The organism is Fulvivirga ligni (assembly GCF_021389935.1).
GTDB classification, from domain to species: domain Bacteria; phylum Bacteroidota; class Bacteroidia; order Cytophagales; family Cyclobacteriaceae; genus Fulvivirga; species Fulvivirga ligni.
Window position 1 is genome coordinate 1,492,227 of sequence record NZ_CP089979.1, and the last position, 25,111, is coordinate 1,517,337.

14 protein-coding genes are annotated in these 25,111 nt (G+C 40.2%); 12 read left to right on the forward strand and 2 right to left on the reverse strand.

Translation table 11 applies throughout. The features are described from left to right. Nucleotides 1–38 precede the first annotated feature (38 nt). The 9 genes from LVD16_RS06650 to LVD16_RS06690 all read left to right on the forward strand — a co-directional run bounded on the left by LVD16_RS06650 (nucleotide 39) and on the right by LVD16_RS06690 (nucleotide 19,142). Nucleotides 39–2,615, forward strand: a complete 2,577-nt coding sequence (locus LVD16_RS06650) for a response regulator (RefSeq protein WP_233773140.1) — start codon at nucleotides 39–41, stop codon at nucleotides 2,613–2,615. Between the two features lie 157 nt (nucleotides 2,616–2,772). Continuing rightward, a complete protein-coding gene (locus LVD16_RS06655) occupies nucleotides 2,773–3,342 on the forward strand; it encodes a hypothetical protein (RefSeq protein WP_233773141.1) in 570 nt (189 codons plus the stop codon). Nucleotides 3,343–3,532: 190 nt separating this feature from the next. Beyond that, nucleotides 3,533–4,771 carry a NosD domain-containing protein gene (locus tag LVD16_RS06660; protein ID WP_233773142.1) on the forward strand — a complete coding sequence of 413 codons (1,239 nt, stop codon included), beginning with the start codon at nucleotides 3,533–3,535 and terminating at the stop codon, nucleotides 4,769–4,771. 30 nt (nucleotides 4,772–4,801) lie between these two features. Further along, on the forward strand, nucleotides 4,802–6,094 hold the full coding sequence (locus LVD16_RS06665) for an NHL domain-containing protein (protein ID WP_233773143.1): 1,293 nt from the start codon (nucleotides 4,802–4,804) through the stop codon (nucleotides 6,092–6,094). Further along, complete coding sequence (locus LVD16_RS06670; protein ID WP_233773144.1) at nucleotides 6,091–7,773, forward strand: hypothetical protein; 1,683 nt, start codon at nucleotides 6,091–6,093, stop codon at nucleotides 7,771–7,773. The genes LVD16_RS06665 and LVD16_RS06670 overlap by 4 nt, the downstream gene beginning before the upstream one ends. 9 nt (nucleotides 7,774–7,782) lie before the next feature. Beyond that, nucleotides 7,783–14,700 carry a hypothetical protein gene (locus tag LVD16_RS06675; RefSeq protein WP_233773145.1) on the forward strand — a complete coding sequence of 2,306 codons (6,918 nt, stop codon included), beginning with the start codon at nucleotides 7,783–7,785 and terminating at the stop codon, nucleotides 14,698–14,700. A gap of 4 nt (nucleotides 14,701–14,704) precedes the next feature. Next, nucleotides 14,705–16,774 (forward strand): fibronectin type III domain-containing protein, encoded by a 2,070-nt coding sequence (locus LVD16_RS06680; protein ID WP_233773146.1) that lies wholly within the window; start codon nucleotides 14,705–14,707, stop codon nucleotides 16,772–16,774. A 162-nt stretch (nucleotides 16,775–16,936) separates the two neighbouring features. Further along, nucleotides 16,937–18,148, forward strand: a complete 1,212-nt coding sequence (locus LVD16_RS06685) for a pyridoxal phosphate-dependent aminotransferase (RefSeq protein ID WP_233773147.1) — start codon at nucleotides 16,937–16,939, stop codon at nucleotides 18,146–18,148. Between the two features lies 1 nt (nucleotide 18,149). Further along, entirely contained in the window at nucleotides 18,150–19,142 is a 993-nt protein-coding gene (locus tag LVD16_RS06690; RefSeq protein ID WP_233773148.1) for a bifunctional heptose 7-phosphate kinase/heptose 1-phosphate adenyltransferase, read from the forward strand. 181 nt (nucleotides 19,143–19,323) lie between these two features. Here LVD16_RS06690 and LVD16_RS06695 read toward each other — a convergent pair whose 3' ends face one another. Further along, entirely contained in the window at nucleotides 19,324–20,586 is a 1,263-nt protein-coding gene (locus LVD16_RS06695; RefSeq protein ID WP_233773149.1) for a carboxypeptidase-like regulatory domain-containing protein, read from the reverse strand. A 194-nt stretch (nucleotides 20,587–20,780) separates the two neighbouring features. On the opposite strand from LVD16_RS06695, the gene LVD16_RS06700 reads away from it, so the two are divergent. Then, nucleotides 20,781–21,893: a sensor histidine kinase gene (locus LVD16_RS06700; protein ID WP_233773150.1), complete on the forward strand. Its 1,113-nt coding sequence runs from the start codon at nucleotides 20,781–20,783 to the stop codon at nucleotides 21,891–21,893. A gap of 27 nt (nucleotides 21,894–21,920) precedes the next feature. Continuing rightward, a complete protein-coding gene (locus LVD16_RS06705) occupies nucleotides 21,921–22,670 on the forward strand; it encodes a LytR/AlgR family response regulator transcription factor (protein WP_233773151.1) in 750 nt (249 codons plus the stop codon). Nucleotides 22,671–22,672: 2 nt separating this feature from the next. On the opposite strand, the gene LVD16_RS06710 is transcribed toward LVD16_RS06705, so the two are convergent. Next, nucleotides 22,673–23,215 carry a hypothetical protein gene (locus tag LVD16_RS06710; protein WP_233773152.1) on the reverse strand — a complete coding sequence of 181 codons (543 nt, stop codon included), beginning with the start codon at nucleotides 23,213–23,215 and terminating at the stop codon, nucleotides 22,673–22,675. A 191-nt stretch (nucleotides 23,216–23,406) separates the two neighbouring features. On the opposite strand from LVD16_RS06710, the gene LVD16_RS06715 reads away from it, so the two are divergent. After that, on the forward strand, nucleotides 23,407–25,110 hold the full coding sequence (locus tag LVD16_RS06715) for an alanine/glycine:cation symporter family protein (RefSeq protein WP_233773153.1): 1,704 nt from the start codon (nucleotides 23,407–23,409) through the stop codon (nucleotides 25,108–25,110). Nucleotide 25,111: the final 1 nt, after the last annotated feature.

A 25,111-nucleotide genomic window follows, 5' to 3' on the forward strand; every position in this document is an offset into this window, starting at 1 on the left:
AATTATTACTATATTTAGATTTGGTAATAATTCATATCATGAGACAAATTCTTCTAGGTCTGTCTCTGGCTTTAAGTTGTTTATCTGTTTGTCAGGCACAGTCATCAGAGGTGTTATTAGATACACTGCTGGTGAAGGCTCGTGGTTATTATAGCAATAATGACTTTGCTAATGCTATTCCCTATTATTTGCAAATAGATTCCATTGCGGAGGCTAATCACATCAACAATAAAACTGTAGTTCAGGCTATTTTAGATAGGTCTGAGATTTCACGCTCCACGTTTACCTCTGATGGAGTGGCAATAGCTCATGAACTACAAATGTTGGCTTTGCACAAAGCTGAAGAGTTGAAGAATCGAGAGCTCATTTATAAGATATATACACAACTTTCGGACATGCACGGGTTAATGGGCAACTATGATAGCGCCAAGTTATTTCTTGATAAAGCTTTTCCATACTACTATAGCGAGAGTGATAATCATGCCATATTAGCTCGTATCTATACCACTTACGGCAATTATTACACTTCAGTAAAACAAAATGATAGCGCATTATGGAAACTTGAGGAAGGTATAGAGCGATTAGAAGAACTAGGAGAAGAGAAAGGCTTGGCAGAGGTTCTGGTCTTCTATGGGGGAGTGCTTAGTGGGCGATTAGAAAATTGTAAAGCTGCGCTAAGTCCATTATTAAGAGCGAAGGCTATTTATGAAAAACTGGATCTGACTGTGGTTGATCGATACATTTACCTCAATGAAGATTTAGCATACTGCTACGCGGAGGTAGGAGATCATGAAAAGGCTTATGAGCTTGCTCAGTTAGCTCATGATAAGAGAAAAGCATATTATAAAAAGACCAAGAATGATATTACTCTGGCGCTCGAAACCAAGTACCAGGCTAATACCAAGCAAAAGGAAATAGAGCTACTTGCCGCCAAAAATGATCTGGCTGAACAACAGAATGAAAATCAACTGCTGTTGTTCATTGGGGTCATTTTTGTGCTCATAGTAGTGGTGTTTTTGATTATTCTGCTTTACGTAAATAGACAGAAAACCACTAAAAAACTACAAGAAATTGACAAGGCAAAGAATAGGTTTTTCGCCAATATATCTCATGAATTTCGAACTCCGCTTACTCTTATTAAAGGCCCTGTAGAGCAAGAGTTAAAATCACAAGATTTAGATCCTGGGTTAAAAAAGCATTTGGAATTAATTGATGGCAATGCCAATAGGCTTTTGAACCTGGTGGATCAGTTATTGGAACTTACCAAGCTAGATAGTAATACGGATCAGCTTCATGTATCAGTTTTTTCATTAGATGAATATTTAAAGGCCCTGCTCTCTTCATTTTATTTTGCCGCTGAGCAGAAGGAAGTTCCTCTGCAGTATGAGGCCAATATGGGCGAGCCAGTTTGGTTGGATGTTTCGGTGGTGGAGAAAGTGGTGGTTAACCTGATGTATAATGCCATTAAGTATACTCCGGCGAAAGAAGGAAGAATAGATGTGAAAGCTGAACTTAGCCAGGGCAACTTCAAGTTGAATATTGGCAACACAGGTAGCATTCCTAAATCAGATTTGAAGCATATTTTTGATCGCTTTTATAGGGCTACCAAATCCGAGGAAGGTGTAGGGTTAGGATTGGCGCTTACCAAAGAGTTAGTGCAACTTCACAAAGGTAATATTGCCGTTACCAGTGATAATAATTATACCGAGTTCACTGTCATAATTCCTGCTCATAAAGATGCTTATGCTGCAAGTGAAATTTCAGAAGGTAAAGGTATTGGAGGAACAACCATCCAGGTAAACTATACTCATGATGAGGTAGAGAACGATACTGAAAAGACATCTGAAGTTCCACTATTATTACTGGTAGAGGATAATCGAGAGCTAAGGAAGTTATTGGTAGAATTGTTTTCGGAAACTTTTCAAATTAAAGAGGCCAGAAACGGTGAAGAGGGTATTAAGCTGGCCCTGGAGTTTGTTCCTGATATCATTATTTCTGATATCATGATGCCTAAGAAGAATGGTATTGAGTTATGTGAAGAGCTGAAAAAAGATGAACGAACCAGTCATATACCTATCATTTTGCTTACGGCAAGAGCAGGTGAAGAGAATGAGCTAGAAGGTGTAGTGCATGGCGCAGATGATTATATTGTAAAGCCATTCAATCAAGATATTCTTAAAGCAAGGGTTAATAATCTTATTGAGTTAAGGAAGCAGCTTAGATCCAGATATAGTCAGGAGGTTATCCTAAAGCCGAAAGATTTAGCAGTTACCTCGGCAGATGAAAAATTCCTGAACAGACTACAGGTATTGCTTGATGCCAGGCTTACGGAACCTGATTTTAGTGCAGAGAATTTCAGTAAAGATATTGGCATGAGCCGTATGCAACTACATAGAAAGTTAAAAGCGCTCATGGGTGTATCTACCACTGAGTTTATTCGCTCTCAGCGATTAAAAATGGCCGCTGATCTGTTAGAAAAAGCCGATGTAAATATGTCCGAAATAGCCTATTCCGTAGGCTTTAATGACCCATCCTATTTCACCAAATGCTTTAAAGAGAGCTATGGTTGCACCCCGGGACAATATGCTCAAAAGTATGTTGCTGATGTAGAGTGATCCTTTTAAATGTTTTATGTTCAGTAATTTATGATCTTGTTACATATTTAATAGCTTCTGTTACATATCACCTATATAGAAAAATAGTATCATAATACCTTTGGTTTGAAGACGGCTCTGTGAAGTTGGGTTTTTGTTCACCTCTAAACTTCAGACCATGATACTTTTTAAAACCAATCAAATTACTGTCCTTCTAAGCCGGGCAGGTCATTATTTATCTCTTTTAGTAGCGCTATTGTTTTTAGGCTCTTGCGAGGTAGATGAGATTCCTGAAAATGATGTCACTAGGCCTAGTTTTGTCTTCTACATTTCTGGCCCCGGAGTGAATGTTAATCTCACAGATGAAATGGATTACTCCGATCTTGTCTTAAAGCTGGCAAGAGGGGGAGAATATAGTTTTGTGTTCATCGCCTCAGACGCTGGAGCTATGGCTTACATGCATATAGGTGTACCTGTAGGTGGTTTTGATTTTTTTGACCTTGAACCTGAAAATATTGATTTTCACGATAATCTGTCTTACAAATACTTGGCCTTATACGGTGATCGCAATGATCCGAGGCGCTCATTAATAATGACAGGAGACTTCATTAGTCAAGAAACTACATCCACTGAATCAAGTATACAACTCTATATGTATGATTTCGGGACAAATATAAGCAGGCAAAACGTTAAAGTCAGATGGGTGGACCAAGATCCAGGAATAGAAAGGCGACTCAAATCAGAATGATTTAAATCCTTTATCTGAATGAACCTAGCGTGAAAAGTTACAATGAAAAACCAAAGGAATACAGAGGCTCTTTGTCGGAGCTGACTAGCAAGAAGATTTACCTCAATATTGATGAGATGAGAGCGGGTAAGTACGAACTGAAAATTTTACATCAGGGAAGAATTATAAAAACTATATTTTTTAGAAAGCCATGAAACTTAACAAAATCAAATCTTACTTATTCCTTGGGCTGGTTGCTCTAGGGCAAGTCATTCTATTATCAGGTTGTGGTGAAGATGAGGGTGGTCTCGGACAGGAGACCTTATCGGATAATATCACCGAAGATTTACATCTGGTAAATATTCATGATGATCCGGATATTCCTGATTACGTGATTGATGGTTTTCTTACGGTAACCGCAGAGCTCACCATCGATCCAGATGTACACATTGCTTTTACAGCAAACTCTGGTCTGTTTATAAACGGAGATGGTATGATTGAAGCCATAGGTGAGGAAGATTTACCGATTAGATTTACAGGAGTTCAAAAAACACCAGGTTATTGGCTGGGTATCAAAGTGAGAGCCAATGACGTTCGTAATCAGCTGGATCATGTCATAGTAGAATATGCAGGCAGCGACATTATTGCTTCTTATGGCAGTGTAGATTTAAAGGCAGGGGTAGCTATAGACGGTGCTTCCGGTAATAGTGGAAGTCTAACTCTAAGGAATTCTACTATTCAAAATTGTGAAGGGTATGGGTTTTTGGTAGAACATGGTACTTTACTCAGAGGATTTCTAAATAACACGTTCTCTGGAAATGAGGAAGCTGCGGTAAGAATTGATGCAGAGAACGCAGACATGCTCGATGACCTATCTAATTACAATAATAATAACGGATATGATGGTGTTGAGATCAACGCTAGTGGCTCGCCTGTTCATGCTTTAACATCTGATGCTGACTGGGTTAACCTTGGTGAAGATGTACCTTACAAAATAGCGCAATCATTTGATGTAGAGGCGGAGCTGACCATTATGGCAGGAGCTACATTGTCCTTCGACGCTAACCAAACCATGTATTTTAAGCAAGATTACAATGGCCCTAATGACGGAATTATTATCGCAAAAGGTACCTCCGGTAACATGATCACTTTTACTGCGGTGAATAAAACTCCTGGTTTTTGGCGTGGTCTGGTAGTCCAAAGCAATAGTGTGCTTAATGAAATGAACTATTGTATAGTGGAGTATGGAGGTAGTGATTTAATCACTGATGAACTGGCCAATATAATCTTAGATAAAGATGGGGCCTATGATCCTCCGGTGCTAAAAGTAACAAACTCCACCATTAGAAATAGTGCAGGCTGCGGTATAGTGGTAGATAACTTCGGAGGCTCGCTTACCGCTTCAGGCAATACCTTCTCCGATAACTCTGGATCAGATGTGTGTGATTGATAAGCATTAAAAACAACTTAATCTAAACCAATGAACCAATCCCTAAGAGCCGCATGCTTCGGCCTGTTGCTCTTTATCCTTTCTTGTACTGACCCGGATGTGCTGAAAGAAGACCCTAATTTACCACAGATAACAAGCTTAATGCCTGCTGAAGGTTATTTAGGGGATAGTGTAGAGGTTTTGGGATCAAATTTACAAAATGTAGACTCTGCATGGGTGAATGGAGAGTTAGCGGTTATTTTGTCTTCCGGCAACAACAGCGTTAGGGTCATTGTCCCAGACAGCGCTACTAGTGGTCCTGTATTATTACATAATGGTATCGGCTATAGCCTGGGGTCGGATTTTACAGTGCTCTTTAACCCTCTAGCCGAGCTGGTGGTATCTACATTTCCTGGATTATCTCCAAACGACAACTTCGGTCCTGCATTTCAGATAGTTCCTGCCCCCCAGGGAGGATTTTACTTTTCAGCTCCTGAGAGAAATCAGATCAATTATATATCAGAAAAAGGAGAAGTGTCAGTTTATGCAGGTACTGGCCAAACTGGTTGGCAGGATGGTGAAGCAAATGAAGCCAGTTTTAATGGCCCGTCAGGTATTGATATTGATGCGGAAGGTAATTTATATGTAGCTGATACCTATAATAATGCTATCCGAAAAATTTCAGTAGGTGGTTTAGTATCTACTCTGGCAGGTAGCGGACAGAGCGGTTTTCAAAATGGTTTCTCACTTCAGGAGGCTTCTTTCAATGCCCCTATTGATGTAGCGGTAGACGATCAATTGCTATATATTTCAGATTTCGGTAATCATGCCATTCGTGTTTTAAATATGTCTGAGCAGCAGGTTTCTACTGCTATCGGCACAGGTGAGGGTGGGTTTCAGGATGGTGATGCGGAAGTTGCCATGTTAAACTTTCCATTAGGCATTTATTATAAAACCAATGACAACACGCTCATAATTGCGGATGCGCTTAACCATAGCATCCGCAGTTATGATGCTGAAAATGGAACCCTCAGTACTCTTGCTGGAAATGGAGAAGCTGGTCTGGTAAATGGCTCATTGGCTGAAGCCCAATTCAGTGTCCCTTATGATGTTATAGCAGATGGTGACGTGATTTATTTGGTAGAGCGCACCAATCATGATGTGCGCAGACTAAGCAATGGACAGGTGCGTACCTGGGCAGGAACGGGAGAAGCTGGTTTTCAAAATGGCCAGGCGGGACAGGCAAAATTTTACGAACCCACCGGCATAACCATAGGGCCGGATGGAGCCTGGTATGTGTGTGATTACAATAATGGTCTCTTAAGAAAAATTCATAGGCCATGAAAGCACTATTACCCGCTTTAATTATATCAGTACTGCCATTCTATTTGAGTGCGCAAAATCTGGAAAATATTCAGGATCAAAAGCCAGTTCAACTTACTGGAGGTCTCAATTTAAGTACGAATTTTTATTCCACCACCCGGAGTAGGGCCTCCCGCGATGCGTTTCTGTGGACACTTTCCGGGAGCCCTACTCTAAACATTTATGGTGTTACACTGCCTTTTACCTTTGTTTTAAGTAAGAAAAATGAGGATTTCAGGCAGCCTTTTAATCAATTTGGCTTAAGCCCTTATTACAAATGGGCTAAGCTGCATTTAGGCTATAGAAGCTTGTCTTTCTCTGATTATAGCTTAAATGGTCATATTTTTAATGGTGTAGGTGCCGAGCTAACTCCTGGTAATTGGCGCCTGGCTGGCATGTATGGCACCTTGCTCAAGCCCATTGAGCCTGATCCTTTTGCCGAATATGCTGTGCAGCCTACTTATAAGAGAAAGGGATATTCGTTTAAAATAGGCTACGGCCCATCTAGCAACTTTCTTGATTTAATATTTCTGAAAGGTTGGGATGACCCGAATTCAATAGAGCGCCCTGCGGATAGTGCCATGGTAAACCCTCAGGAAAACGTAGTGTTGGCTGTAAAAACACACCAGGTAATTTTTAAAAAGTTAATCTTTGATCTGGATGTAGGACTCAGTGGTTTCACCAGCAATCTTTATGTGGAGGATGTTCCTGAAGAAGATCTTCCGAATAGTGGATTGGTGTCTAATTTACTCACAGTCAATTATTCAACACAATTTCTCACCGCGGGAAAAGCAGGGCTCTCGTACCGGCTTAAAGGCGTTTCTCTGAGGCTTCAATACGAGCGCGTGGAACCCGAATACCAAACCATGGGCGCTTATTACTTCAATACCGATCAGGAGAATATCACCATAGCGCCTGGCTTTTCTCTATTCAAAAGAAAAATGAGGGTTAATGCCAGCGTTGGGTGGATGCGGAATAATATTCTGGATAATAAGGCTAATCAAACCAACAGAAGGATAAACTCTCTCCAGCTCAGCTATGCGCCGAGCGCCAAGTTTAACATCAGTGGTACATATAACAACTATCAGATTACCCAGCAACTGATAGATAGGGTGAAAAGAGATGTTATTGATTCGCTACAGCTTGAGCAGTTTACTAACAATCTGAATGTAAACGCTAATTATAATTTCGGATCTAAAACTAAGCGCTATGTATTTAGCTTGGGCTATAGTCGTCAGGCTACAGATCAGGAGTTTGCCAATGAGGCAGTTGGAAATAATAACACAGTCTCAGAATCGCCTATGGCTTCGTTTCGCTTTAATAACCGAGAGTCCGACTGGGGATATCGAGTTAATTTCAATTATAACAGTTTCGAAAATGCAAGCATCAACTCCACTCGGTGGGGACTCACGCTGGGAGCTAACAAGTCACTTTGGGATAAGAAAATGACCTTGAATGGTAATATGGCCTATTTCAAGACGAAACTTAGTGGCCAAGATGGGGGATCCACGATACGCTTTAACCTCAGGAGCAACTACAAGCTGTCTGAAAAACATGCTTTGGGAGTAACGAGTACTTTGGTGAAAAGAAGTTCTCAAAACGAAAGGATAGAAGCTTTTTCTGAGTTTCTGGGAAGCATCAATTATAGCTATTCATTTTAAGTAAATACTATGAAAAGAATTATCTACCTGGCTTTATTTCTTATGACAGCACCAGTGTTCCAGCTGGTGGCTCAGAATCAGGATCAGTATCCACTGTCCGTTTCATTGACTTTGGGGCAGCCTTACCCTGTTAAGCTCTCAGATTTTAAAGATATAAATTCACAGGTATTCATTAATATTACTAATTCCTCAGATCAGGATTATACCATAAAACTGCAGGCAGAACTTCGGGGGCCAATCTTTATCAGGTCCAAAGACATCTATTTGTCTACACCAGGTTCTTGCATTCAGCAAACCATTTTAGCTAATACCACTACCACCTTAACTACCCTTGATCTCTCAGAGGTATATGATCCTGATAATCTTACGGCCAGTAATGAAATTATCGAAGCAATAAGAGGTGACAGAGCCTTGCCACAAGGCGAATATGAACTTTGCTTTCGTGCGTTTGACTGCTCCACCAGAAAAGCCCTGTCTCCCAAATATTCATCTTTTGATGGATGTTTCTCATTCCCAATAGATTATGTGCAGCCACCTAGGCTTCAATTGCCGAGTTGTGGTGAGGTGATTTCTGAGCCTTTCAATACCACTACTTTCATGTGGGATCCTGTTCTATCTCTGCGACCAGGGCAGGTTTTGTACAGATTTAGGTTGGTAGAAATTGATCCAGCTGGTACCAATCCTAATCAGGCTATGCTCAGCTCCACTGCTCGTTATCTGGTGGATGAAGAGGATATTGCGGCCACTTCTTTCAACCTGAATTACGGAGCTGATGTAACGTTGGAAGAAGGTAAATCCTATGCCTGGCAAGTTATAGCATACGATCCAGATGAGAATATCACCTTTGAAAATAATGGTGCTAGTGAGGTGTGCTATTTTAGATACGGAGGGACACTTCAAGGCCTTTCATTCGATCCGATTTATCCACAAACCGGAGATTATTTGCCATTTAATTTCATGCCCTTCATTGTGAAATTTAGTCCTTTTAGCAATGACTATATTCAATATAACGGCAATATGGTGCTTAAAGAAAATATGGGATCAGGTTATCATAACATAGATAGAAAATCTACTAATAATAGTTGGAGGCCAGATGGACCCTGGGAGGTTCAAAAGAGGCGGGTTTTTACTGAGATGACGCAGGAACAGAGTCAGCACCTCCCAGTTTATAAAACTAACTCCGAAGCAGGACTCACTTTTCAGAGAGGCGGGGCTTACTCCTGGGAGTTTAATGGAGAAATGGAAACGAACGATGGTGAGGTGTTGTCAGCAAATTTCTCCAGTCAGGAATTCAAAATAGGGATGGCTCCGGTGAATCAATTGGCTCCTGGCAATGGCGTAAGTAAAGAGCCTGGAATGGTAAAGCTTGAATGGCAGGCTGTGAAACCAGAAAGATTGTTTCCTCCTTTTGATATAGTTAGATCTGACCGAAGAAGAGATGCTCAATTTTTTACAGGCACATTAGATGAACATTGGGTGCTGGAAGTTTCCCGAGACAGCTCATTTGATAGTATTTATTTTAAAAGCGATGATAGAATTCAGGGTATGGACATCCTCAATACTCCAGAAGAGGATATTGTTGCTGCATTGTATCATCCAGTGAGTGTAGATACGATTTTTAATGAAACAGGAACATATTACTGGCGAGTCAAGTGGCTTAAAAATCCTGCAGATATAAGATCTGAGGTATATAGTGTTAGCGAGGTGTTTAATTTTGTTATTGGTGAACCCGGAGAGGAAGCGCCTGAGGAAAGTGCCAGGGAAGAAAGCGAATGTGTTTCTGGATGTGATGCCCCGGCAATTACCGATAATACTGCCACCGGAGGTCTTCGGGTGGATGATGTTTTGAAAATAGGTATGTTTGATCTGGTGGTAAAAAGCATATCGAGCTCCTCCAGCAATAGCTTCACAGGTGAAGGCGAAGTTGAAATTCCATTTCTTCATTTTAAGGCATTGGTATCCTTTCAAAATGTGCAGTATAATGCGGCCAAAATAATATTTTCGGGGACTGTAAAAGCAAAGGATGATCGAGAGTTTGCCTATTCAAGTACCGTAAGTAATGGCGTTGAGGCTCTCGGTATGGAAGAAAGCACGGCGAATGATCTCAAGGATTACCTCAATACAGGTGAGCGTCTGGTGAGTCTATTCACTGGCAATAGAGCCATCGGTTTGCCTATAGGTATTGATAAAGAAATAGAGGGTAAGCAATTTACCATTGCCATTGTAGAAATGGTATTTACACCAGAACGCGCACATCTAAATGCCGTAGCCAATATTGACCTGGACCTATTGGATGATACTCATTTCTTCTCGGCGGGTATCGGTGATTTCTGTTTTTCACCTAATGGCTTTGGCAAAGAAGGAAAAGCATTTCTTCCCACTGATCATAGTTTCGAGCTGGGAGGTGGAAGAAATTTCACCTTAAAAGGTCTAAGCAATGCTACCAGTCTTAATGATAGTAGCTCATATTCATACTTCAATTGGGACTGTAACGGTTTTAAGTGTCTCAACCTTACTGGTGAGTATAAATTCTCAAGAGATGTAATAGTGCCTGATGGAGAAGATGGCATGCCTGGCGAAGGGCAGGTAACGGCCCGAATGAGCTTCAAGTCTTGCAGAGGAAATAATTTTATGGCCTCTTTTGATATGGACCCGTTTCAAATACCCTCTCAGGCTTTAGAGGGGTATGCCTTTGTGGTAGACGAAGCCTGGGTAGACTGGTCTACTTTTGATAATCCTCCTGAATTTCAGGAGAATATACCTTCAAATTATGATCATGCTGGTTTAAGAAGTGAAGAGGCAAGGCTTCGAAATGTTTGGAAAGGATTTTGGCTTAAAAGGCTTCATCTAAAGGTGCCAGAGTATATTGGGAATGTAGAACGAGAGCAGCTAGAGGCCGGAATTTCAAATTTGATCATTGATAATACTGGTTTTACCTGCTCTATAGATGTTGAAAATGTTGTTACTTGGGCTCGCGGTGGGCATGTAGAAGGCTATTCATTTTCACTGGATCGGATTTATGTCAATATAGTCCAGAATAGCTTTTCAGAGGCAGGTCTACAAGGTAAAATAGGGCTACCTATATCCGGAGAAACAGAGTACCTGGAATATACCGCTGCCGTAGATCATACTTCTGCCGGTACTGGTTTTAAGTTTGTAGTACAGCCGAAAGATACCTTAAATGTACCTGTATTTATAGCCAAAGCTTCTATAGAGCCTACTTCTACTTTTGAAATCAGGCTGGGTAGAGAAAACTTTATTGGGGTTGATCTGAATGGATCGATGTCCATTGCCAGTGATAATCAGCCTTCATCCGGAGGAGCTCGGAATGGTGCGCTTGATCTAAATATGCCGGGTGTTCATGTGGAGCATTTAAGGCTAAATAGCCGTGATGGTTTTGATGATACTGACTTTCGATATAGCCTGGCTAGCCCTCAAAAGAACATGTCGGGTTTTCCTATAAGTTTAGATCCGAGGGAGGGGATAAAACTCAAACTCAATGGTATGAATCCGGCTTTGGCTATTAAGCCTAAATTAACTCTTGCTGGCGAGTCCACAGGGTTTGCCGCTTCTGCTGAAATAGAATTACAGTCTGAATTAAACCTTGGAGATGAAGGCAAGCAGCGGTTCAGGCTTACGGGCATAGATCTAAATTCCATTGAAATAGAAGTGGAAGGCTCCGTCTCTATGAAGGGTTATCTGGAGTTTTATAAAACAGAGGCTGCTAAAGGAGTCAGAGGAGGTCTTCAGGTGGGACTTCCCATGGGCATAGGTGCAGAGTTTAATGCGGAATTTGGAGTTTATAAGGCTAATCCTACGGCGACATTCGGCAGTAGAGATCATTACGCTTACTGGTATGTAGATGGCATGGTGAAGTTTGGTGATAGTGGAATCGATCTTTTCCCACCATCACTGTTATTATATGGAATAGGAGGAGGCGCTTATTATCATATGGCACCTGCAGGATTACCTTCGGTGACGTCCATCATGAGAGATGCTGGAGATTCCACACGATCCACTTCAAGCGGCACTCGATATGTCCCTAGCTATGATACCCGATTTGGTTTTAAAATGATGGCGCTCATGGGTTCCTCAGGAAGCGGTAAAGCCTATAATTTTGACGTGTCTCTTGAGGCTAATTTTGCTACTCAAGGTGGGTTGTCAGAGTTTATTGTTCAGGGAAATGCCCGTATTCTTTCCAAAGGTATTAGCTCTTTAGAGGAGGCTCCGATTATGGGCTCGCTACGGGTGGCTTATCATAATCCGCCTGGAGGTGATAAAGTGGTAGAAGGCGATCTGATTATAACAGTCGATGTTTATGATGTCATCACCGGAGTAGGGGAGTTATCTGAAAGACCTCCATGGTATACTGGCCCTTTGGATAATGTGTTTGTGAAAGCCAGGTTCTACGCCGGGCCTGGAGAATGGTATTTTCATATGGGTACACCTGAAAACAGAGCAGGCCTACAGGTGGCTGGCATCGCCAGGTTTGATAGTTATTTAATGATTGGTCATGGTATAAACCCAAATCTGCCGCGGCCTAGTGAAGCGTTCCTGGCCATATTTAATAGAGGAAGATCCTCTGAAGATTTTGATTCAGGAAATGATGATCAACTCAGCCAGTTTATGAGTGGAGCTGTCACTCGTGAGGATGCTGGTTATGCTGAGGCTGAAGGTTTTGCACTTGGAAGTAGTTTCAGTTTTGATTTAAATGCTAATCCATGGCCTTTCTATTTTGAATTAGGCCTTGCACTTGGCTTTGACATCAACGTGATCAAGACCAGAGAAGATTTACAGGTGTGTCAGAATATAGATGGCGAAATTGGATCTAACGGCTGGTTTGCGCAAGGTCAATTCTATGCAGGCCTTTACGGAAGCTTTGGCATTCGGGTAAAGCTATTTCGGGAAAGAAGAATTCCCTTCTTAGAGCTCTCAGCCGGTATGATTCTGAAGGGGCATATGCCAAATCCTACGGGGGCTAAAGGTGAAGCCAGAATTTCATATTCGGTTTTGGCTGGTTTATTCGAGGGCAATTTCTCTTTCAAGGCAGAGGTTGGGGATCAATGTATAACCCGGGGAGGTATTTATGAAATTACATTTCTGCAAGACCTAAAACCTGATATGGAAGATAATGATGTAAGTGTCTACTCCTCCTGTACTGCCGCCTTTGCAGTACCAATAAATGAAATATTGGAAATACCCAGAGAAGATATGAGTGACCCACCTCAAAGGGTGATTGCGTCAGTTGATAGCTGGGAGCTTAAAGATCATACTGGGGTCAAAGTGCAAACCTATGAGATAGAATACCTTGAAGAAAATACCATGGCAGAAATGCAGCCAAAAGATATGCTGAGAGGCAATCATCGTTATCACCAAAAAATCACTTTAAAGGCTAAGGAACTGGTTGGTGGTGAGTGGGTTGCAATGGATTGGAGTGAAAGCAGAGAGGCTGATTTTGTTACAGGTGATGCCCCTGATACCTTCGAGGAAGAGAACATTGTATTTAGCTATCCTTTCAAAAATCAACGTTTTTTTCTTAAAGGAGAAACCCAGGCGGGTAAAGGTTATATGCAGTTAAACCAAGGTGATGTGAATAACCTGGGTGATTATGGTAGTATTGAGTTTAGAACTCATGATTATAAAGCCAGATTTTATGAGCTGGGTCAAGATGATTATACCGAGGTGCCACTGGTAATCACCAATCGATATAGCACGATCAGCTTTGATGTTTCTGGTTTGGATAATGATAAATACTACGCTGTTCAAATATTGAAAATTAAAATAGAGGAACCGAGTGAGAATACAGCTACTGCTTCTACTAATGGTCTCAATGCCTCTGTTTTAGGTGATGTAAATGTCAGACATAGTCCTTATGCCGCACAAATTAGAGAGTCCAGCATTTTGATGAATAGCAGCATTGGCACTATTACTTCTGACATCATTAAAAAGAGAAGCTTGCCGGGGCCAAAGGTGAGGTCAGCCAATGAGCATATTTTGTACTACTATTATTTTAAAACAGATAAGCAAAACACCTTTTTGCAAAAAGTAGCCTCTGAAGACTTAAGGCCTGATTACACCAGTGGAATCATAGAGAAATTTGAATTTGAATTTTCTGATAACGTTCAGTTTGATTGGCTGGATGGGGAAGGCTATCGCAATCAAAATGGACGTGAGATTTTTCCTTCATTAATAGATATGAGCATCAACACTCAGGGTGGTGAATTTGCAACTAATAGCTGGCCAGTTAACTATTATTATACTTTATTCTATGGTAAAGTCAGGGTGCCTGAAATGGAGATTATCCGATTGATAGGGATGCATAGCTTACCCTCATTATCAAGATATACCAGGATACCTTTTGAGGGTATGACCACCTTCACTTCAGATAGCCCATTCAAATCAGCTCTGAACACAGATGAGATGAACAGGGCTAATAATCCGCCACCTTCTACCCTGCAAAGTCGTATGGGCATCAGTAATCATAGCAGATTTGGTAATGTGGTGAATACAGGTGTTCCAGGTAATTTCACTATTGAAATGCCAACATATAAAGTGGTTCAAAGCCTTTCTTTAGCAGGTAAATGGAATCTTTCCAGCTTCAAATCTTCATTAGCTGGCTACATGACACGTTCTTTGCCGGTGAGCATTGGCTGGAGTGGGGAAAATCACTTCCGCGAGCAATATAGAAATGCAGGCTTAAGCAGGGTAGATAGAAATATGGCTGGCTACTTTCTAAGATTTTACCCAAGGCAATATGCAGAGTTCTTTAGGGTATTATTTACACCTGTATCTGATTTGAACTATCAAGCAACTACTGCTTCTAACAAGCATTCTTTCATTATGCAATATAGATATCCGGCCCCTGGCAGAGAGGCGAGACCTTTTGATGGAAGCAATAAACGAATCACCTTTAACCATACACCTTAAGCTCATGAAAAAGTATCTTATACTATGGCTGTTGGCTTTTTCTTCTTTGCAGATTCATGCTCAGACTGACAGCTTGAAAACGCCAACTATTTTCCTTACGGGTAAAAACACGGGTAAGGAAGTTATCTTGCGTTGGGCGCCAGAAACCCCAGGTGTATGGACATTATCTAATGCTCATGGTTATCAATTAGATAGAATGGAGTTCTCATCACAGCAGGACTTCTTAGAGGCTGGATATCAGCCATTAAGCAATACTCCTATAAAGCCATGGCCCATGGAAAAATGGAGGCAGCCTGCTCTTGAAAATGATTATGCAGCACTGGCAGCAGAGATATTGTATGGTGAATCTGACTATTCGCCTGACATCTTTAGGAAGGCAGAGCAATTTAAAAATCTCTTAGGATCAGCCCTGATGGCGGCAGAGTTTTCATCAGTTGCCGCAGAAGGTTTAGGATTGAGATATGTTGATACGGATATTAATCCTGATAAGAAATATTTATACCGGCTATACAGCTTAGGGGCATCCTCAGATTATCCCATTGATACAGCCTATCTTATGATTTCTGGTAATGAAATAGATGCTAATCCTGCTGTAGATATTGCCGAGGTAAAGGAAAGGGAAGGTCATATTGAAATCTGGTGGGATAGAGCCGCGCATGAAAAACTGTTTTCTGGCTATTACATTGAAAAATCGACCAATAAAAAGAACTTTCAAAGAATCAACCAGGCGCCTTTCGTCAGTAGTCCCTTGCCAGGTAGTAGTATTTCCAAAAGTTATATAATCTTTACCGATTCCGTTGAAAATTATCAGCCTCATTACTATCGCATTATTGGAATCAATACTTTTGGGGAGCAGGCGCCAGTCTCTAAAGTGATCAAAGCTATGGGCCGAGACAGGACGCCCCCGCCGCCACCTATCAATGCAAAAGCGGAGCAGATAGCACCAGGTAAAATGAAAATTTCATGGGAGATAAGTGGTGACGATAAAAATATTAAAGGCTTTTTAATTGCCAGGGGGCATAACCCTGAGGTAAAGCCAGTGACTATAACTACTGAGCCGCTCAAGCCTAAGGCAAGGTCGTTTATAGATGAAACTTATGATGAGCTGCAGAATAACTGGTATTTCATCGGCGTGATGGATACCGCCAATAATGCCAATGTCACACTACCTATCTATGGAAATGTAGTGGATACCATTCCACCAGCCGTTCCAGCAAATATTAAAGGCAAAATTGATACTACTGGTGTGGTCACATTATCCTGGAATTTAAACAGGGAGAGAGATTTGCAGGGGTATGCTATTTTCTTTACAAATCAAAATGACCACGTATATGCCAGGGTGAATCAGCAGGTTTTTCAGGATACTGTTTTCTATGATACTTTAAGTGTAAACGTGCTTACGGAAGAGATTTATTACAAAGTGGTGGCTATTGACGCAAATTTTAATCACTCTGATTTTTCCAATCCTATAAAATTAATGAAGCCGGATGTGGTGCCTCCGGTAGCTCCTGTTTTTACTAATTACAAGGTTTCAGAAAAGGGCATTTCTCTCACCTGGGCTCAAAGCTCTAGTGCCGATGTGAATAATCATATGCTTTATCGGAAATTATCAGATACCGATGCCTGGCAAGTGGTTTTTAAAACTGATTCAATAAAGCGCTACCAGAGTTATTTAGATACTAACCTTACTTTAAACGAATCTTACAACTATAAAATAATAGCTGTTGATGACGCTGGCTTAAGCTCAGATGTTTCTTATGAACTCACCTTGCGGGCCATAGATTTTAAAGAGCGGCCAGCAGTGAAGAAATTCAATGCTAAACTTTCAGGTAAAGAAACTAAGCAGGTAGATTTATCCTGGGCATATCCGGTAGAAGGAGATTTTTATTTTAGGATTTACAGAGCCGTAGATGGAGGCGGATTTTCTCCTCTGGATAAAATTCAGAAAGGTCAATTGTCTTTTAAAGATCAGGAGGTGAGGGCTAATAAAAAGTATGAATATGCCATTAAAGTGGTTTATAAAGATGGCAAAGAAAGTGGCTTCGGTCCTATTGCATCGGTCACCATAAATTAGTGTGTAAAGCTCAGATTTTTCATATCATAATAATGTTGGGCGAAAACGGATTTTTTTGAATCTGAATTGCCAATTATCTCACTTTAATTAAAAGTATTTCAATTTTGTGGTAACTCTTTGGTATAATCAATAATTTTGGCTCGTTTTTAAAATAAAAGAAAAATGAGTGAATCACTAACCGTTCAATTGTCTGATAGAATTGCCAACATGGAGGAATCCGCCACACTTGCCATGGCTGCGAAAGCCAGGGAGTTTAAGGCAAAAGGGATTAATGTTATTAGCCTAAGCTTAGGTGAGCCCGATTTTAAGACTCCCAAGCATATTCAAGAGGGAGCCAAACAGGCAATTGATGAAGGTAAGTACTTCGCTTATCCTCCAGTGCCTGGTTATCAGGATTTAAGAGAGGCCATTGCTAAAAAATTCAACGACGAAAATAATATACCTTACAAAGCTGAGAATGTGGTAGTTTCTAACGGAGCGAAGCAGTCTATTGCTAATGTAATGTTCTCATTACTAAATCCTGGTGATGAAGTAATCGTTTATTCTCCTTACTGGGTGAGCTACTCTGCCCTTATCCAATTGGCAGAAGGTACTCCGGTATTCATTACAGGAGGTTTAGAAAATGATTTTAAAGCTACTGCAGAGCAGCTTAAGAATGCTATCACTGATAGAACTAAAGCTATTATCTTCTCTTCTCCATGTAACCCAACAGGTTCTGTGTTTACGAAAGAGGAATTAGAAGCTATTGCTGAGGTAGTTTTAGCTCATGATAGCCTTATGGTGATCTCAGATGAGATCTATGAGCATATCAACTATACCGGCGAGCAGGTGAGCATCGGTTCATTACCAGGTATGGTTGATAGAACTATCACCGTAAATGGTTTCGCTAAAGGTTTTGCTATGACTGGCTGGAGAGTAGGTTATATAGGAGCTCCTTTATGGGTGGCTAAAGCATGCACTAAAATGCAGGGGCAGGTAACTTCAGCTAACTGTTCTATTGCTCAGAGAGCAGCGTTAACAGCTCTTACTTCAGATCTAGGACCTACCTATGAAATGAAGAAGGCTTATGAAGAAAGAAGACAGCTGGTTTATGATCTATTATCAGAAATTCCAGGTGTGAAATTGAATATGCCTAAAGGTGCCTTCTATTTCTTCCCAGACGTAAGCAGCTATTTCGGTAAGTCTACTGACGGTTATGAAATTAAAGATGCTTCTGACCTATGTTTATACATTTTAGAGAAAGCTCACGTTTCATTAGTTACTGGTGAAGCTTTTGGAGCTCCTGAGTGTATAAGATTATCTTATGCAGCTTCAGAAACAGAGCTTAAAGAGGCTATCAGCAAGATTAAAGAAGTATTGAGCTTATTATCATAACATGTCGTACCGTTCAGTTGAGGAAATATTTGAGGCGTTTGATGATCTGAAAGTTTTAATTGTAGGAGATGTAATGGTGGATGCCTACATCTGGGGTGTGGTGGAGAGAATATCTCCGGAAGCTCCTGTTCCTGTGGTAAGAACAACTAAGAGAGATTTTCGACTGGGCGGTGCTGCAAACGTAGCGCTAAATGTACAATCACTTGGCGCTACTCCATTGCTTTGCGCTGTAGTTGGTGACGATGACAGCGGTAAGCGATTTATTGATAGACTTTCAGAAAAAGATATATCTTCAGAAGGCATAGTGGTAAGCGCTGAGCGCCCTACCACTGTGAAAACCAGAGTCATGACCTCTCATCAGCACGTGGTGAGGGTAGATGAAGAAACGGATGTGCTTCTTTCTAAGCAGGAGGAGGCCGCTGTTTACAAAAAAATACAGCAGCTGATGGATCAGGCTGATGTGGTTATTTTTGAAGATTATGATAAAGGCGTTTTAAGTAAAGGCCTAATCAAAGACGTGGTAGACCTGGCTCAGAAAAAGGGCATTCCTACCGTAGTAGATCCTAAAAAACGAAATTTCCTTCACTATAAACATGTCACTTTCTTTAAGCCTAATTTAAAAGAACTCAAAGAGGGTTTAAAATTAGATTTTGATAAAAGTGATCAAAAGGCCATTGAAGAAGCAGTGGCTGTCCTATCTAAAAAGCTGGAAAGTAAAGGTAGTCTTATAACGCTTTCAGAAAGAGGCGTTTATGTAGATTACAAAGGTGAGAATCATCTGGTGCCAGCGCACATGAGAGAAATATCTGATGTTTCAGGTGCGGGTGATACTGTGATCAGCATTGCTGCACTTTGCGTAGCTCTTGATCTGCCTCCTTTTATGATCGCAGCCTTATCTAATCTTGGTGGTGGTCTGGTGTGTGAGTATGTTGGCGTGGTGCCAATCAATAAACAATCTCTTCTAAAAGAAGCTGTAAAACAGAATTGGATTTAAGCTTCCGCTCAAAACAAAAATCCTTATAAACGAAAAAAACATCCAAAAGCACCTGGGCCTAGGGATGTTTTTCGTGTCTATAGTTGGCTTTAATTGATACGAAGTACGCCCTATTCTTTTAGAAAATAAATATGTGCTCGGTGGAGTTGTTTAGGCTACGATGAGTAGCCATATATGCCGATTAATAATCGAATTGATCAGGAAGTTCGCCTTGTTCTTTTAGGTCAGTCATGATCTCTTTATCAAGCGGCGTATCCTTTATTACGTTGTAGTTGTCCCAGAATTCTCTATTGTATTTTTCATCCTGGTACTGTAAGCCATATCTGCGCATTTTGCGCGTATTGCCTATTCTGTTGTCGGTGTTGCTGTGAATTTTATTTATCAGCAGCTCTTGATATAACTCCGTTTCAAACTTGAGTTTATCATCTTTTACAGCATACCAGTTTACTTTTGAAACCAGCTTCATATAGTTCAGATAGAATTTGCCATCATACTCTTTAAAATCAATGGTCTTCTTATCGCTAATGTACTTGCTGTAAGCCTGGTTTTTCTTTCTAACCACATAGTCATTGGGGTATTTTCTGTCTAGCTCAAGCCTAATGATGGCGTAGGTTTTAGTATCTATATAAAGTTTCAATTTGTAGTCAGACTGTGAAGCTACCACAAAAACCCTGTGTCCGTTATAGAAGGTAATTCGGATTCGCTCAAAAGTATCGTAAAACTTATCTTCATCCTCTTCATTGCCATGGAAAAGCCTGTATCTCACATCGTTATGAAGTAGCAAATCTTCCAGCAGGTTGTTCTGGTCAAAATAATTGGTGAATTTATGGTTGTATCCTAAGCTTTTTCTTACTTCTACCAGGGCTACTCTTTCCCTTAGTCTATTCTTGTTTCTAGGCTCATGATAATCTTCATCATAGATTTTAACAGCCGCTTCTAATAAAGAATAATAAGTGCCGCCAATCTTTTTAAGATCTCTGTAAAATCCATCAAGCAAGAAAGGAGTGTTAGGGTAATTCTGATCAATTCTATTTACGGCTATACTCACAATATCACCTCCGCTCAGGCTGTCTTGTATAACCACCTCATCAAGTAACTGAACTGCCTTTTTTAGCTTAAAAATAATGGTATCCTGATTAGGAAGGCTTCTAATGTTAGTCTCTATATTTTCATAGCCTAACATTTTGATAACCAATAGCTTGTTTCTATATTCTGGTGGTATGTGGAAATCGAATTCACCCAGGGAATTAGATACTGTACCTATGGCTTCTCCTTTTACTCCAATAGAGGCAAAAATCAAAGGTTCACTAGTCTCTTGATCTACGATTTTACCTGATATGGTTATAGTAGCTTGTGCCCAAGCGAATAAAGGAGTAATTAAAAATAAAAGTATAAAACCAAACAGGCGCATAGGATTGGTGTTAGCAATATTAATTAAAGCCACAAATGCCAAATATGTAAACGAAACCCCAATTTGTCAATATTTACTGATCATATATTAAGGGAAAATGCAGGTGATGCAAGGTTTTGTTTATAAATGACTTATTTTGGAAAACGATGGAACTGGATAAAGTTATATCTTTGAATCAAACTTTCGGCCTTAATAACTGATTATTATTGCAACAAAATTACTCTGGCTTGAAAATAATTGAAAAAATACCGAGGATATGGAAAATAGCATACCTGCTCATTTGCGCATGGTACGCTATAAACTATACTTTAGGTTCAATAATGAAATGGCAAATTTTACAGCCCTATAATAAGGCGGTGCTGTGGAATGGTTTTTACCTGTTTGAGGCCATATGTATTTTGGTGGCGCTCACCTTCATTTATAGTAATTGGCTTTTAAGGTTTAAGCTGGGTGTGCAGATAGCCGGTCATATCGGCGGTCTTTTGACGTACTTCCTCATTATCAGCTACTTGTCATATTATTTCGATTACTATCTGGATGGCAAAGTGTACTTTGATGACTGGAAAGAGTACATGCTGGACCTGCTAAGCTTTGAAGCGATGCGTTTTTATGATCAGTATCTTATCACCGTAGCGGTTTATTATATTATCAGATATTTCGAAAGCCTACAGAGAAAAGATCAGGAGAAAAGTGAGCTGGCTTTAAAAAATAAAGAGATGGAGCTGTCGTTGCTAAAGTCTCAGATTAACCCGCATTTCTTGTTCAACACGCTTAACTCTATCAGTACGCTGGTAGGTACTAATAAAGAGAAAGCAAGAAAAGTGATCTCGCAATTATCTGATCTGTTTAGATATTCACTAGATTCACATTCGGATCAGAATGTAAGGTTGATACATGAGCTCGATTTTATTGAGAATTATATTCGGATTCAGCAGGTAAGATTCGGTGATAGGCTGAGATATGTGACCGATGTAGAGTCTACTTGCTTAAGTGTGGAAATACCACCGATGGTTTTGCAGCCTCTTATCGAAAATTCCGTTAAATACGGTATAGGTCCTAAAGAAGAAGGGGGTACCATCTGGCTAATCGTGAAAAGGACAGAGCATGGTATTTATTTTGAGATTACAGATGATGGGCTGGGTATAAATGCTAAGAAAGTTCTAGATGGAAACTCCACGGGAGTAGGACTTAAAAATTCTGATCGAAGGTTGCAGAGTACCTATGGTAGGTCTGCATGTTTGCATATAAATGCAGGTAAATATGGATACTCAGTAAGTTTTACGCTACCATCTAATTGGGAGGAAATCAAAAATGAGGAAAAACAATTAGAAGCAGTGTAAGCTAAAAATGATTAAATTGAAGAGACTATGAAAATTGAATGTTTAGTTATAGATGACGAAAAGTTAGCCAGGGATTTATTATTGGAATTTCTGGAGCCCTATCCTGAGATAGAGGTTATTGGCGAATGCTCAAAAGGGCAGGAGGCCGTTGAAAAGATAAATAAACTAAAGCCTAAGCTCATATTCCTTGATGTGCAGATGCCTGGAATGAATGGCTTTGATGTATTAGAAGCCATAGATCATAAACCATATGTGATTTTCACCACAGCTTATGATCAATATGCTATTCAGGCTTTTGATAAAAATGCAGTGGATTATGTTTTAAAGCCATTGGATGAAGAGCGTTTTAGCTTAGCTATAAAAAGAGTAACTGACCGCATAGGTACTGATAAGTCCAACGTGGAGGATATTCTAATGAATATTCAGGCTAATAAAAAGGAGGATGAAAAGTTTAGCAGCCACCTTTTTGTGCAGAAATCTGAAAAGCTTTTAAATCTGGATGTAAATGACATTGTTCATCTTGAAGCTTCTGGAGATTACACTATCCTAACTACCAAAAATGATCAATACCTGAGTTCTTCTGGTATTGGTAAGCTGGAGGAAAAGTTAGACCCTAACAAATTCATTAGGATACACCGATCTACAATCATTAACCTGAATTATCTTAAAGAGATTGAGAAGCACTTTAACGGTGGGCTAATTGTGAAAATGGAAAACAGCAAAAGCTTTCCTGTAAGCCGTACTTATGCTAAGCAAATAAGAAAGAAAGTAGTGTAAGGCTAGTGTACTGTTAGCTTACTCTTAATCAATATCGCCTCATCAGGAGTGCAAACTTCTGGTGAGGACATATATTTAATGATATACTTCACTATATCTTCTCCCAAAACAGAGGCATTGAGCTGATTTAAGTTGCTCATAATCACTTGCTTGTCTTCCTCAATATCTTCGCTCATACCCATATAATCAGGAATGCTCCTTTGTATATAAAGCCTTAAGAATCTTATTTCTAAATTATTCTTATCCTCACTTACTGCTTTGTCCATTAAGTGAGCACTTTTCTTTAGGTAATTGTACTTGCTCATAGGGTTCCAACTGTATTTGGCTATTAGCGCATCAGCCACTGCCTCATATGCTTTAATTACTGCGCTACCATCTTTTACGGAAGTAACATAGTTGTAAAACTCCCAACATTTATCAATGTCAAAATCTGAGTAGAATAGATCTTCTCTAATAGTTTGAATCTCTTTTGGTGTGTTTCCAAAGGAGTTGTTGGTCAGACTTATCTGAGCAAAAATGAGCAATATAATGAAGTACTTTTTCAATACCTGTTTATGGTTAGTATGGTTTTAAACGGGATGGAGCCAAAAGGTTGTTTTTTTAACAATTATTTTTACTTCCAGTAACAATTTTAACACCAAAAACGTCCAAAACGCTCCGCTGGCATAAAAAAACTTTGCCATCTGGATTTATTTATTAGATTTGCCAACTATCCTAAAAACTATAAACTCTAAGCATGCAAAAACTTAACGATATTCTTGTTCTTATAGATAGTTATATTGGAAGCGCCTGGTGGTTTCCTTATGCCTTATTAGGAACAGGTCTTTTCTTCACTATTTATCTGGGCTTTCCACAGATTAGATATTTCAGACACGCCTTAAGAATTGTTAGAGGTAAATACGACAAAGACACCGATCAGGGTGATGCTACTCACTTTCAGGCTCTGGCTACGGCATTATCAGGTACTATCGGTACTGGTAATATTGGTGGTGTAGCTTTGGCTATTCACCTGGGTGGTCCGGCGGCCTTATTTTGGATGCTCGTTACTGCTTTTTTAGGTATGACTACCAAATTTGTGGAAGTTACCCTTTCTCATAAATACAGGGAAAAAGATGAAACCGGGCGTATTGCGGGTGGTCCTATGTATTATATGAAGAATGCTGAGTTTAAGGTTGGCGGTAAGAAATTTAAACTGGCCTGGTTAGGAGGTATCTTTGCATTTGCTACCATCCTTTCTTCTTTTGGTACAGGAAACCTTCCTCAGATCAATCAGATTGCCAGTTCGGTATTTGCTTCGTTCGGTCTGGAGCAGTGGATCACTGGTGCCGTGCTTGCTTTAGTCTTGGCTCTGGTAATCTTAGGCGGAATTAAAAGAATTGTACAGGTTACTGAAAAGTTAGTGCCAGGTATGGCTATCCTTTATTTCTTAGGAGCCTTGGCGGTAATTTTTACTAACTATGAAAATATCATCCCTTCATTCATTTCAATCTTTCAAGATGTGTTTACAGGTTCTGCGGCTGCAGGCGGATTTTTAGGTGCTAACCTTGCTTTTGCCTTTAACCGTGGTGTAAACAGAGGTCTTTTCTCTAATGAAGCAGGTCAGGGTTCTGCACCTATTGCTCACGCAGCAGCTAAAGCGCATGAGCCGGTTTCTGAAGGTATGGTGGCTATATTAGAGCCTTTTATTGATACCATCATTATTTGTACCCTTACAGGTCTTGTTCTCCTTTCTTCAGGAGCCTGGAAAGATAAAGTATCCAATCAGTTTGAATACACAGAGCTGGATATCCTTACTTCTAAGTTTGATGAGAAAAAGGATGAAGATAGAGCCAGACTTTATGACTATCTGGTAAACGATAAGGAGATGACGAAATACACTGGTGACCTGGAAGTGAATAATGGTCAAATTATCAGTGATGTTACTTTGGTTCACTCCAGATCATTTGCTGATAATGTAGAGGTGTTTGATGAAAACGGACCGTACACAGGTTCTTTAGAAGTGAAAGATGGTGATGTAATTGATCCTGACAGGTCAATCATATTCCAGGGAGAATCATTGGTACACAGTGCTCCATTAACGGCGGAGGCTTTTAGAAGAAGTTTCTTAGGTAAATATGGTGAATACATTGTGACCTTCGGTCTTTTGCTATTCGCCTTCTCTACAGCCATCTCATGGTCTTATTATGGAGATAGAGCTACTACCTATCTATTTGGTAGCAAATACATCTTCATCTATAGAATTTTATATATCGTAGGTTTCTTCCTGGCATCATTTGCTGATACCACCGTCATTTGGACGCTATCAGGAATTACAATTGCCTTAATGACACTGCCTAACCTCTTTGGTATATTACTCTTAAGCGGAGAAATGAAAACTACCGTGAAAGAATATTGGGAGGACTTTAAAGCGAGCTGGCCAAACGAGAAAACGCCAGAATAAA